Raw genomic sequence first — 14,266 nt, forward strand, 5'->3', positions numbered from 1 at the left:
CTTCCTATTAACAACAATTTGACCATTTCTATATCTACGATATGCTTCTTGTACACTTAAACCACTTGGAATTAAACTCATTTATCTTCCTCCTCATTTTACTCATGCGTTTATAAATATTTCAGACAACTAAAGTTACTATCCATTTTCACTCATAAATTTATGTTCCCCATCATCTCTTTCCGGCATAATTCCACGCAAACTTCGACAATTTGTTGAGTGGATAATAATGATGGCAGAAATATATAGTTGCCCCTTGGCGGAACTCCAATAGTAAACATCCCGCTCAAATGCACAGCAAGCCATTGCATACCTACTCAAGATTCATCTTCTATTTCCTCTTTCTTTTCTTACTCTCTTTTTCGCATTCTCACCAACGTCCTTAATAGTTTCCATATATGCCTGCTCCACCGGTGAAAGTGTATTTTTTTGGTATTTTCTATACTCTTCCTTTGCCTTTTTCATTGCCTGATCATGACTCACTTTTCCATATCCCGCAAGCAGTTTTCTATTACCTGACAATAAAATAGCATCCAACTGGTCAATATAATCTTTCATGTACATTGGCTTATGCTCGATTGCATTAATTTCAGCCAAATCAAAATAACCAGAAACAAGATTATTCAAAACTTTTAATTCTTCCTCATTCAGATAATTTTTTGCAATACTAATATCCTTTAATTCCGGAAGTTCTCCCGAAAATGTAGTAAGTCCCATAAACGGCTTTTCTGAATCTGCTCGTTCGTATATCACTTCTGCCGCTGTATGGCCATGAGCCGCGAAATGCAGCTTATTCTGCACTATTTTAAAGAACTCTATTGAATCCTCACTACGAGGATCGTAATCTACACTTGTGGCATATAAATCCAGAACTTGTCGATACAATACCTTTTCAGATGAGCGGATATCTCTAATACGTTCAAGTAATTCACGCCAGTAATTACCACCGCCATTGCCTTTCAACCTTTCATCATCCATAGTAAAGCCTTTAATCATGTATTCCCTCAAACGCTCTGTCGCCCAACGCCGAAATCTCGTGGCAATCGATGATTTTACTCTATATCCAAGTGATATGATCATGTCAAGATTATAAAATGGTATATTCCTTGCAACTTCTCTATTGCCTTCTTGACGAACCTGTCGGAAATTCCGACAGGTTGACTGCTCATCCAGTTCACCATCTTCGTAAATGTGTTTTATATGCTCGACCACATTCGTCCTAGAGGTTTGGTACAAGTCTGCCATTTGCTGTTGACTCAACCAGACGGTTTCATCCTCAATTTTCACCTCTATGTGTGTTAGGCCATCTTCTGTTTGATAAATAATGATTTCACCTTGATTCTCCATTCAATCACCTGCCTTTGATCATTTAATATTGTTCATGTCATCACTTGCAGATTATAACTATATTCTAATTTTATTGTTACAATCCCACTCGATTCAATTCTTCCACGTTTAAATCTTTATGATTTTTGATTCTATATATTTTCTGCAATTGCAAATAATCTCTGGTACTAATAAACTTAATATATTCTATTTGCCCAATAATTTGAGATTTTTTAAATAATCCTATCTTTTTTTCATATTGAGAAATATTGGAACAAACATCTTTTATATACTGCTTTCCAACTGTAATATAATTTTCTTCCGCTGGTCCATGGACTATATTTAATCCTAAAAACTTAATATGATCACCCGCTTGCTTCAATTTATAAAATCCAACCTTATGCTCATTCATCTCCAGTCCAAGATAGCACAATTCTTTTGCAATGAAATTTAAAATAGATTTATAGTCGAACCATTTTCCAGATGAAATTAATATATCATCGGAATATCTTGTATAAACTAATTCAGGATAGTTATCATGAAACCGTGCATCAAAGAAATCCATGTAAATATTTGATAGAATTGGTGATGTAACCATTCCCAAGGCTAACCGACCATTCACAAAACATATATCTGTAATTTCTTTAATTCCCAACCATTCCTTTACATACTCACCTAAATACCTGCTCTTTCTCCATATCACATTATCTTCATAAGCCTGTTTAGGATCGTAGCACAAATGACACTTGATAATTTTATTCATTTTCCCTTTTGATATGCTATTGAAAAAGTCTCTAATATCTATCTTTAAGAAAAATTTACTGTCAATGTGTTGGTTCATACACATTAAAATCGACCTATCTTTGCGATAAGCATAACTATATGGCTGCAGTTCAAATAACTTCTGCAACTGCTTCATAAGTCTTAAATGAAAATTTCTTAAAGCAAAGCCTTCTGATGTGCAAGAATACATTTTTATTTTCCTTTTCTTGCCATTTATGAGTAGGTTTTTGGATATAACAGATTTTTTCTTATTATATCCAAACAGTGACTGCATCTGCCTCATTTCAATAATATCCAGGCCCAATAATTCGCATGCAGAAAATCGTTTTCGAGATCTCCAACGTTTTATCGGAGCATACCGCAGTCGCTCATAATTCTGATGAAAGGCTACACGAGTTTTTAACTTTTCTATGAAATAGCTCATGCTCCCAATTACATCGATGATGCTATATTCAAACGGCGAATCCAACTCCAGAATACACAATCCTTTTCGTATTAATATAGACATTATAACCAGCTCTTTATCTTTTTCGCACTCATAATATTCAAAATAATCCAGCAGTGCATTTTTGATATTGTTAATACTTCCAAAGGTTTCTACCAAATAAAATAAAATTCGTGGAGGAATAACCATTCGAATCCCCTCTGTATTAACCTGGTATAAGATTTTTTCAGCATCCTTAATATTTGTTGTAAATTCAATCCGCAGAATAAAGCTCTCTATTCCTTTGCTAAAGTCTTTCTTTATATCACGCTCTATTTCGCGTGGAATTTGATGTGATTTAAAAGCAACCAGATTTTCTATAACCTGTCTGCCTCCATCAATAAATTTATTGATTCTTTTATTCCCATAAATACAAAGTGCAATATTATCCGACTTTTTTATCGTCTGTTGTACAAAATATCCTATTGATGGTTTAAACGATCTGAAATCTTTTGGCAGTAATGCCGTGGTTCTGTTTTGAGAATAGCTATTTGCAAAAAGTCCCAACTCCAAAGCTGTTGACATTGTATCTATAAAAATATAATTTTTATATGCACATGCAGCAATCACTTCTTCTATCAATGCAATATTTTGGTTATTTTCCAGATCTTCTGTGTTAAAAACCTTATCAATAATCAATGCAAATGGTTCAATCACATAATCTTTTCCATTATAACTAAGTGTCGTTTTATATCTCGTCAGATACTGTCGCAAAATTTTTCTTCGGTCTTTCTTATCTGATGGATCATATAATGGTCCACATAAAAAAACAAGTGGTCTTAAATTAATAACTTCTTCCGGCGTCCTATTCATCATTTTCTCCCACACAAAAAAGAGCCACTTGATAAAACTGCTTTGGCTAACAGGGAGTGCGATAGAAATTGGAAAGCTTGGAACAAGCATTCCGATTTCTATCGTGCTACCTGTTGGACAAACCGTTTTGAAACTAAAAATAGTTTCAAAAAGTCCAAATTAATTGAACATTACTGGCTCTTTACAAAGAGTTTATCACAAAAGTTCAATCACCACAATACTCTTCCTAAACATTTTTCAGCCATTTTTTAACATTTATCATTTTCTATCACTTTTCGTTAATAAGCTATTCCTTATTTTCTGCACAATTCTACACAAACTCTCGACATTTGTTGAGTGGATAATAATGATGGTGGAAGGACGCAATTCTCCCCAAGCGGAAATGATATAATCCACTTTATTTGTTATTCGGAATCGCTTGATGCTCTAATTTAAGTCATCTAATAATTGAAGAAAACATATGAATCTGATGTCCGATTAAACTAATTTATTCAAAAAATAGCTATGCTAAAATATATTAATGATCTAAAAATAAATATTTTAATATCTTGTTTTTATAAATGCAACTGATAGAATCCAGGCCAACTATATAATATGATATTAAGGTCAAAAAGGCCGACGCCTTCGCCGGTCCACTTCGCCCCTTTTTGACCCCAATATCTATACATAAGCATACCCTAATTCTTTCTTTGAAAATTACAATTCACAGAATTCTTCAAATTTCGCTTTCACAGTATTAAAAGCTTTTTCTATTTTCTTTTGAAAATCTTTCTCATTTCGAATAACCGGATGAAAGGTAAGTTGTTCAAAATTTTCCAAAATTTTTCTAGTAAGCGGTCCTGTTGATTGTCTTGATTCCATTAATTGTAACATTGTAATCAAATCTATTCTGCGTAAAAAATATTGTTCTCTTTTTTTACTTTCAAAATGTCTAATAAACGCTTTTAATGTATTTGACCAATCTACTTCACCTGTATCGAGAAACGGTAATTCTCCATCTGACGGCATGTCAGAATAATATGCCAGATGATATCCTCTATTTGCTACATTATATTCCTGGTTTTCAAGTAAAAGATTATAGAAGTCCTCTTCTTCATTCATTTTTCCCATTTTAATTGCTCCAAAAAACAAAGATAAACGCACTGAAATATTCGTCTCAATTGAAAACGCCCTTTCAATATTTTTTTCTCGTAACTTACTATTTAACCTTGAAATATGATATATGGCATGTACTCTGGTCGAAATAGCTATATTATCATTTAAACCTAAATTATCCATGTATTTATCAAAAATATTATTAGCAATACTTTCTTTTTCTTCTTCTAAACTTTCATTCCAAATTGCTCTAAAATATCTATTAATTTCTGGGCGTATAACATATTTTAGAAATTCTGGATATGGCATCTTCTTATACAAACATGCATGGTATAATGTATTAGCAACCAAAAACTCTAAAAATTGTTCATGAAAAGTTCCAAATACAAATTCTCCCACTGTATCAAAGACCACTTCTAATATAGAATCATTATAATTTTCACCATATTGTATAAGATAATTATTTTGTAAATCTAAAAGTAAATTTTTAACTTTAGGTTTTCTTTTCAACAATCTTTCCTGATATATCAGCCAAGCAAAATAAGACCAAATTAATATTAAATCATTTTCAACTAAATTAGAAATTTTTGCTCTATGCAATTCTCGCCGAGCCATTTCCTTAAAACATTCCTGAAAAAGTTCTACCCTAGTAGAAATTGTTTCAGGAATATCCATTCTATTAGCTTCAATTACCCAAAGTAACATTGTAATAAGTAATGGATTATCTAAAATATCATTTAAATCTTTGTTATCAGTTAATAAAACGTAAATTTTATCAACATATTCTTTGTTTTTCCCATTTATAACACAAAAATTATCAATATATTTTTTAGCCTTTTCTGGATCCCATTTGTTTATCTTTATACGAACATTAAATTTATTGGCCAATTCAAAATTACCCAAATAACGTAAGGCATATTGAATGCGACTTGTCAACATGATAGGAAATTTAAATATACATGATGAAATAATACTATTTACCTCTTCTCTGGAAATTTTTTCTGCAATCTCATCAAAGCCATCTAAATAAAAATATGGCATTATAGACGAAACATCCAAATAAGGATATGGCATTCTCTTATAATAGACTTCAAAACATTCCTGTATGTACCTATAAAAATCAAAATGATATTCGCTACTTTTATCTTTCAACCAAATATAAAAAGGAATTTCGTATCCATCCTCTTTATTAAATTTCGCAACATGTTCTAAAAAACTCCTCGCTAAGATTGTTGTCTTCCCATAACCTGCCTCGCCATAAACAAGGACAGATTTTTGATTAGATAATTCACTAACTATAGCTTTTTCCAAACCCTGATTCTCTGTTAATAAAGAACCTGATTCAACATTATATTCAGGCTCCATATAATACCCTTTATCGAAAACATCTCCTAAAGACATCGAAAAACTTGTAGATGTCTTTCGGGCCTTCAAACTATCTCTCTGCCTATTAACTATACGCTTTATCCAATACCGAGATAGACCACTAAGTTTACCATGCAATTTCTCTATCAAATCAGGTATGCTATCAAAAAAAGTTATCCAATTACTACAATTTTTATCCTCATAAATTTTTTGAATATCATTGATAAAATAAATTGTTCTAATGTCACTAACATATTTACAATTATATTCTTTTTCAAATTCCTCAGGTGACTTTCCACATTTTTTCAAATCAACGGAATAAGAATGCCTCTCCTCCCAAGATTGTTTGTTTACAAAAACAAGACATGGGATTCCTTTTTCAATTGCAGATATATATTCTTCCTTTGTAATAGACACATCCGATGAATCGTAATAAATACCACCAAATCTCTTGTCTATTATTAAAATAGCGATATGTGTTCTTTTTAAAGCTGTTAAACAAACGTCATGCGAATGTTTATCTGGTTCTACTGGAAAATCAGGAGATTCAAAAGCAGAAATTATAGTATTACTTTGTTTTAGATAGTTAATAATTGCTTCGCGATAATCATGTAAATCAAAATCAGTGGAAAGTACTCCAATCACCCACGGTAAAGACATTTTTATCCTCCCTAGTTTATCTTACGAAATATTATAATCTCTTCACTATCTACTCCGCCAATCCTAACAGCTTTATAGTTAATTCTTCTCGTTGTTTGAAATACCTTTTCAAAGCTATGCTTTGTTATAGCCATAGTAGATATATCGTTGATAGTATCGTACTCTTTTGTTATTTTTCCTTTTCCTTGTCCGATAACAAGACAAAAATACTTATCTTTTTTTAAAATTCGACTTACTTCATTAAGCACATTATCCATGTCATCATAAAAACTTTGTACTACTTCTGCAGCCCTACCTTTTCTTCTAGCTCTTGCTCCGATCTCTTTTTCTGTTAAATCTTTAAATCTCTCTTCCGGGAAAAAAAGATTAATTAGTCGCATTGTTTTTACATAGTCTTGAGCACATAAATATGGGGGTGATGTGATAACAAGATCTATACTGTTATTCTCAATCCAATCGAGCCTACGTGAATCGCCACAATTTATATATGAATTGTTTATTATATCAAATAAATTACCAGTACTATTCGTTGTATGAAATTGCTTAATAAAGTCTGCCGCTGAATCATTAATTCTTTTCAACATGGCGAGGTACGCAGTAAACGCATCAAAATATGTGATCTTAGAGGGTCTACAATTATCTGTTATATATGTAAAATGCCCTCTCTGGGAACAAACTTCTTTCAGAATAGATACAAAAGCAAATTTTCTTATATAATATGAATAGGTATCATGATTACTTTCTAGTAATTTATATATACAAACAAGTTCATTCAAAGTATCAATATGATACCAATAAGGTAACTCCCGGCTTAAACCAAGTACATCAATATCAATACTCAACTGATAGGCGTAGTATTTATTAATAATTTCCTCATTTTTCCCTTCATAAACATCTTCTTTCACAAAACGCACTCTTATACTCTTTAAGGTTTCTGTATCTAATTCAACAAGCTTTAAGACGTGATTCCTATCCAAACAACAGCCCTTAAGTATATTTATAATATCTTTTGTAATATCTGCTGCAAATGGGTTCAAATCGTTATAATAAAAGCGTCTGTTTTGTTTTATCGCTTCAACACCAACTGTTCCTTTTCCTCCAAAAGGATCAAAAACAATATCATTTTCCTTTGACAATAGCGCAATTAGAAATTTGGGTATTGGCGGTGGCAGAGTTGCTGGATACCATGGTATTGAATTAATATCTATAGGAAATTTCAAACTATTATAATCAGAAAAGTCCCAATTGATTTGATTCAAAGTCCGAATAAGCTTTTCCATTATCCTCACCTCCATATAACGATACTTCAAAATTCTTTAACAATCCCTCTTCCAGGATATTACACATTACTTCCAACTCACTTTTTCTGAAAGAAATTTTCTTTCTAAGGTTTTTTCCCTCAACCTCAACATTTTTAAAATTATTATTGCTAAAAGGGCTAAAAAGGCCCAGTAAAACTCCTTGTGGATAATCTTCTGAATTACAAACCTTAATCTCCTCATTCCATAAAAAAACTTTATTTGCTATCATTCTTTTCCTTTTATCTGGATAAAAGTTTGCAACAACAGGTGGTATTCCTATTGATTTTATCTTTTTGTCCGTCATACCCATAAAATCCACGAAATACTCTCCCGCTACCTTCTCTATTTTTTGTAAATTTTTATTTATATAGTTGACTACTCCATTGCCCTTAACATACAGAATTCCCAAGCATACATATGGTTTGCATAACAAGACACGTTTCATAATATCACGGCTTTTAGTATGCCTTAATAAAACATTATATGTCATTTCCGAATCAGTTAATCGCCATGAATTAATATCAAGCACTGTAGTATTACAATCTTCCTCTAACAATAAATTTATAGCTCTTTTTATCATTGTTTGATAGGCAAAATCCTCTATACTTTCAAATATCGCAGTATATTGCAAATCACGTATCCTTTGCCATTCTCGTATTTGATCAACATACATCCCATTAAGGCAAATCTGTCCCTCTTTAACAACAAAAGACCCCGCAAGCATTTTTGCTGTTTCTCCACATTCCCCCGCTATTAGCCCCATTGCAGATGAAGCCCTAAAAATATTATCTATATTATCTAAATCCATACCTTTACTATTTACTAAATCTGAAAGAAGTTCTCGAGAATCTCCTGCTGCTAAATGAGCGATGCGATGAATATCTAAACCTATTCTCCTGGCCTCTCTACTTTGGCACACACTCAGTATTTTTAAACCCTGTCCCTGATAGATTTGAGCAAATTCTCTATCAAAAACACCTGTTGTTCCCATGATTAGATTTTTCAAATTTTGCTCATGGTCAAATCCGAACTTTATCTGCAAGACCTCTTCCATTGCATGCGCAAAAGGAGGCGTTCCAACGTCATGATATAAACAAGCTACCATCAATTCTGTTCTATCTTTTTCAGCCAGTTCCATACTATCTGCACAAATACCAGCAAGATAGCAAACTCCCAAAGAGTGTTCATAACGTGATGACGATGCAAATGATGGGAATGCAACAAATTGATTATTTGCCATCCTAACATCACGTAACCGCAAAAGACCTGGGCAGTTTAATAATTCTATGATAATGGGAGGAAATTTCATCTCTTTATATAATCTATCATATATTTTCATACTACTTACCTCTACTATTTAAATTAAATCTATCCTTTACCATTATACTATTTTTGTATGATGATTCTTCATAAAATTTTTCATAAGCATAATTAACCAACTCAAGTAACTGCTCTCTACTCACATACTTATTTTGGTAAACAATTTCTCCCCAAGGCCACGTATCCTTCATAATATAATCAACCCAGTCCTTCTCATTGTGAAAACATTCTTGATATATTGGAGTTCCTGGATAAATAAACAAAGGATTATAATGGGCAAAATCAAGATTCATATTTGTAGAGACTTCTATAGTATGTTCAATATTTTCTCTCGTCTCGTCTTTTCCACCTAAAATAAAAGTACCTGCGATCTTTATTTTAGAAATATTCTTTACATACTTAATCTGATCTGCTAATCCATTAAGAGAAATATTCTTACCTAAATACTTCAAACCACTTATTGATACTTTTTCTATACCTAAATTTATCTGTCTACACCCTGATTGATATAGTAACATAACGTCCCTATCATTCATTATTTCAAATAAGTCACATCTTATCTCCATCTGCCATGTCATACCAACCTTCCTTTGTATTAACATAGAGCAAAAATCAAAAACATCCTGGTGTACTTTTTGAGGATTATAAAAAAAACAATCATCATAAAAAATAATGTCTGTAATCTTATATTTTTCTTTAAGATATTGCATTTCATCAATAATATCATTGTAACTTCTTTTTCTGAACTGCTTATACTTCATATTACCTGAAACACAATATTTACAATTATATAAACATCCCCTCGAAGTTATCATAGTCGCTGTTTTATTATGCCCATCCATTCTCCTTGTTGAAATTATATTATCTTCAATAAAGGGTCTTTGTGGATAAGAAATATTACTAATATCCTCAATTTCATTAAAAAAACTATAATTTCTTCTCGTTACATATTTACATTCCGAAAGTTCCGCACCTTTTTTTGCACACTTTAGCATTTCAACAATCGCCTTTTCTCCATCCCCCTTTACAATATATTGAAGTCCTAAAAAATCAAAAAAAAACCATTCCTGACCATCAATCGAAGCTAATGGACCGCCCGCAAAAATTCTATCATTTCTATAAATATCTTTACAACAATCAGATATAATTTTTAAAGATTTTACCTGTGTTGTAATACATGGGCCGATTCCAACAAGCGTAGGTGTATAACTTTTTAAATTAATCTGTAAATATTCTTTTAATTTATTCAAATCGCCAGGTTCATATGTTGATATAACATGTGAACAGTCTATTACATCACTTGTTAATCCATTTATATTTACTGCCGCAAGTATATATCCCAAACCCAATGGAAAAATTGTTCCACTTCCATTTCTTCTATGAAACGGAGGGTTAATTAACAATAAATCTACATTTTTCATAACATTACCTCATTATGTATTTTTAACACATCCATACCAATTTTACTCCTATGAATTTGTTTCTTCACTTATATATAGGTCTTGATATGCTAAAACAATATTCTTTGTCCAATATCTATAATATCTTTTACTCCTATTTAGAAGTATATATATTCCTAGAATGAGCACCACATCCAAACTTATAAATGATAATATTAAATCTTGTCTTTTAAGAATCATAAATTCTATTTCGAATGCTAATGCCAAACATAAAATAAGCATAATTGCAACTCCTAATGTAGCACATGTATTATAAATCACATTTAGTTTTACATATTCATTTGCTCTCTTCCGCCTCTGCATATCCATATTAATTTTATGAAATAATGAGCGACTCTCTTCTCTTTGCTTTTCCTTATCATTTAACGTAAAATCACTTCCTTTTAACTTAATATACATTGGCATCAATACTTGGATTTGTTCTTGCTCAAAAACACCACCTTGGTAATCCAGCAAAAGCTCTATAGGCTTCCCATGTTTATACATAACCCTGTTCTTAAATATACTACTAAATTCGTGTAGAAGTAATCCCACAAAATAAGAGCTTAAAAGAAAGATCAGTAATTCATATACTGTTCCTGGCTCATATATATAAGATTTACAAAAAAGAAATGTTCGTTCAATCACGCTTGTTGTGTTTTTTACTTGTTCTGGTAATGACAACATATAATCAAAAATTGTTTTAAATAATAGCTGGAAAATTGCACCTGGAAAAAGTACAGTCCAGATATCATATAAGCCCATTTTCTCTATTAACTTATCCATGTTATTTACCCTCACATTTTATTATTCATTGTTAAATTAATCATAAATATTAGATTGTAGTTGTATAACTCTTACACCATCTTAACATATTATCCCACTCTTTACTATCTAAAAATATATTATGAATACTCCCTCACGTACCATCTGCTCATAAGACCTACCAATTTATATACTACCTTCTGCTACGCAACTCAAAGAACCGAATCATCTGATCTAATCCCTCCTCTCTCTACAACTATTATATGGGAACTGAAATAAAATCGCAGCATATTTTAAAAGTAAGTAAGTAATAATCCGTATCTTGACAAAATAAGAAATCCCCCAGCACTTACCGGGGGAAGATCTGTTTTTTACTTTTTAAGTTTGCTGCGGCAATCATCAGGCAGATTGGAGGACCATGGGAGAAGCTCCAGCATTTCTTCCTTTGCCGGAAACGCACCGAGTTCTTTCATCTTTTCCATCACATATGTGAGATAGTTGTATGGCTTCAGTCCATTCAGAAGCGCAGTTTCTGTGATGCTGTACACAGTCGCACTGGCCTGTGCCCCGCGGATGCTTTTGGCAAACAGCCAGCTGCGTCTCCCTATGGCAAAATTTTTCAGTGCCCGCTCTGCAGCTAGATTGTCAATACTCAGATGGCCATCTTCCAGATACCTTTTCAGATAGGTTTCCTGGTTCAGCGTATACAGGACCGCCTCTCCGATCTTAGAAGATCTGTCCACAGCTTCCTCCAGGGTATGAAGCCACTCAAAGAAAGCCTCTAAAAGCGGCTTTGCCTGCTTTTGACGCTCTTCATACCTTTCTTCCGGTGACTTGTCACGGATCATCTCTTCGATCTTATAGAACATCCCGATCCGTGCCATTGCCTGATATGCGGTTGTTTCCTTCAGCTGCTCTTTGGTAAAGTCCTTTTTCAAAACGGTCAGGGATTCATCAAATCTGCGCCTCGCATGGGCCATGCATCCTGTCACGGTGATCCTTTCCGGAAGGCTGTGGTATGCCTGGTATCCATCGCAGGTGAAATATCCCTGGTACTGATCCCCAAGGAATTCCACCGGATGATATCCCGCCCGGGTTCTTTCGTATTGGAAGAGGACCATCCGGGGTGCGCCGCTGTATTCATCAGTGAGATAGACCCACATCCAGTTCTGGGTGGAACCTTTCTGTTCCGGCTCATCGATTACCTGAACACGGGTTTCATCCCCATGAGCGTACCGGCTCCGGAGGAATTCTTCCTTCATCAGTTCATAAAGCGGCTGCAGATACCGGTCCGCACACTGGATGATCCAATTCGCCATGGTCTTTGTGGAAAGGTTCAGGCCGTAACGGGCGAATTCCCGTTCCTGACGCGCAAGGGGCATGCCGCCCACATACTTTGCGTTCATGATGCCTGCCGCCAGGGATGGTGTTGCCACACTGCCTTTGAGAAGGGAAGGCGCCTTTTCCGGACGTTTCATCGCCCCGCATTTTGGGCAGCTGTAAACATAGGTGACCTCCTCCACCACTTCAAACCGTGCAGGCACAAACTTCAGGCGCTTCACCGTCTCTTTTGTCACGACTTTATATTTGGTATTGCAGTCCGGACAGTTTCGGTCCGCGCCGGTCAGCTTATACTCAATTACTTCCGTTGTCTCAAAGGCGGAAAGATCTTCCTCCTTTTTGCCGGAACGTTTCTTTCTTTTATAGGAAGACGGATGGATCTCCTCCATTTCCGGCTCCGGCGCATCAGGCTCTGCTTCCTGCTCTGCCTCGTTAAAAAGGTTCAGCTGCGTATAGCCATCCGCATATTTTTCGCTGGATGGGCCAAACTGTTTCCGCTGCGCAAGAGTCAGACGGTCAGAAAGCATCGCGTTCAGGAATTCCAGTTCCTTTGTTTTTTCTTCGAGGATCTGGATCTTTGTTTCCTGTTTCTGATAATGCTCCCGCATGGTTTTCATCAGGGAGATGATATCCTCCCTGCTCATCTTGTTCAGTTGTTCCTCTGTAAAAAGCGGATCCATAACACAGCCTCAACTTTCTGAAATCTCTGCCAGAAAGTATACCAGAAAAAGCATTCCGTTCCTATAGGAAACTGCATTCCGGGACGGAGGAAAATCCGCCCAAAACAAAGTGATTTTCGGCTTTTTGCGAATTGACAGGATCCGGGCTCATATGACGATCTTCGGGTGACGTTCTTCAAATGCGCCGCTGGGGTTCAGGGATAAACCATCGCACAGCCAATGGATCTCTTTCAGCGTAACTTTCTGCAGTTCATCCGGTGTGTCAGGCCAATGGAAGGAATCGCGGTCCAGCCGTTTCATCAGGATCCAAAACCCTGACCCGTCCCACTGAAGGATCTTGAGCAATGTGCGCCTGCGATTGCAGAACGCGAACATACAGCGGGAGTACGGATCGAGATGGAATTTCAGTTTGATGATGGCCGCTAAACCAGTGCAGCTCTTCCGGAGGTCCGTGCAGCCACATGCCAGATAGACCGTAGTACTTCCGGAAAAATCAAGCATAGTTCTTTAAGGCCTGAAGCAGGGCAGTCAACAGTCTGGCTGGACAGTCCGCAGCAGCTTCAATCCGGATATTTTCCGGGAGACAGAGCATCACAGGAGGTTTTCCTGTACCTGCTGTACTGAAATGGAGTTCATGTTCCGAAGGGAGCTTTGCAAACACCGGATCAGAAGCACTTTCTGTCTCAGCTGCTTCTGACTGGAGCTTTCGGATCCAGTAACCCAGTGTAGACTGTGGGATTCCATTCTGCTGACACCATTCTTTGCGGGATAAACCGCTTTCCTGAAAAGCATGGAACCGGTCTGCCCAAAGGTCAGCCTTTGAGGTTACATTGTCATTCGTATTTATTGGTATCACCTCCATCATTTGAACTTATCTTATCAAATGTGGATGGA

10 protein-coding genes are annotated in these 14,266 nt (G+C 35.0%); all 10 read right to left on the reverse strand.

The window, feature by feature from the left end:
• Positions 1 to 324: 324 nt before the first annotated feature.
• Positions 325 to 1,347 (reverse strand): virulence RhuM family protein, encoded by a 1,023-nt coding sequence (locus LA360_RS11925; protein ID WP_112481973.1) that lies wholly within the window; start codon positions 1,345 to 1,347, stop codon positions 325 to 327.
• Positions 1,348 to 1,423: 76 nt separating this feature from the next.
• A complete protein-coding gene (locus tag LA360_RS11930) occupies positions 1,424 to 3,496 on the reverse strand; it encodes a reverse transcriptase domain-containing protein (RefSeq protein WP_225537516.1) in 2,073 nt (690 codons plus the stop codon).
• A gap of 606 nt (positions 3,497 to 4,102) precedes the next feature.
• Complete coding sequence (locus LA360_RS11935; protein ID WP_225537517.1) at positions 4,103 to 6,526, reverse strand: DUF4062 domain-containing protein; 2,424 nt, start codon at positions 6,524 to 6,526, stop codon at positions 4,103 to 4,105.
• Positions 6,527 to 6,537: 11 nt separating this feature from the next.
• Positions 6,538 to 7,806 carry a DNA methyltransferase gene (locus tag LA360_RS11940; protein WP_160116331.1) on the reverse strand — a complete coding sequence of 423 codons (1,269 nt, stop codon included), beginning with the start codon at positions 7,804 to 7,806 and terminating at the stop codon, positions 6,538 to 6,540.
• On the reverse strand, positions 7,757 to 9,166 hold the full coding sequence (locus tag LA360_RS11945; RefSeq protein ID WP_112481980.1) for an HD domain-containing protein: 1,410 nt from the start codon (positions 9,164 to 9,166) through the stop codon (positions 7,757 to 7,759). The genes LA360_RS11940 and LA360_RS11945 overlap by 50 nt, the downstream gene beginning before the upstream one ends.
• A gap of 1 nt (position 9,167) precedes the next feature.
• Positions 9,168 to 10,568, reverse strand: coding sequence for a B12-binding domain-containing radical SAM protein (locus tag LA360_RS11950; protein WP_112481982.1), 1,401 nt, complete (start codon positions 10,566 to 10,568; stop codon positions 9,168 to 9,170).
• A 48-nt stretch (positions 10,569 to 10,616) separates the two neighbouring features.
• Positions 10,617 to 11,372 carry a hypothetical protein gene (locus LA360_RS11955; protein ID WP_112481984.1) on the reverse strand — a complete coding sequence of 252 codons (756 nt, stop codon included), beginning with the start codon at positions 11,370 to 11,372 and terminating at the stop codon, positions 10,617 to 10,619.
• A 350-nt stretch (positions 11,373 to 11,722) separates the two neighbouring features.
• Entirely contained in the window at positions 11,723 to 13,372 is a 1,650-nt protein-coding gene (gene tnpC, locus LA360_RS11960) for an IS66 family transposase (protein WP_112481985.1), read from the reverse strand.
• Positions 13,373 to 13,519: 147 nt separating this feature from the next.
• Positions 13,520 to 13,873, reverse strand: a complete 354-nt coding sequence (gene tnpB, locus LA360_RS11965) for an IS66 family insertion sequence element accessory protein TnpB (protein WP_112481961.1) — start codon at positions 13,871 to 13,873, stop codon at positions 13,520 to 13,522.
• Positions 13,866 to 14,237 carry an IS66 family insertion sequence element accessory protein TnpA gene (gene tnpA, locus LA360_RS11970; RefSeq protein ID WP_065549657.1) on the reverse strand — a complete coding sequence of 124 codons (372 nt, stop codon included), beginning with the start codon at positions 14,235 to 14,237 and terminating at the stop codon, positions 13,866 to 13,868. The genes tnpB and tnpA overlap by 8 nt, the downstream gene beginning before the upstream one ends.
• Positions 14,238 to 14,266: the final 29 nt, after the last annotated feature.

Origin of the sequence: Enterocloster clostridioformis (genome assembly GCF_020297485.1) — a bacterium.
Lineage (GTDB): Bacteria > Bacillota > Clostridia > Lachnospirales > Lachnospiraceae > Enterocloster > Enterocloster clostridioformis.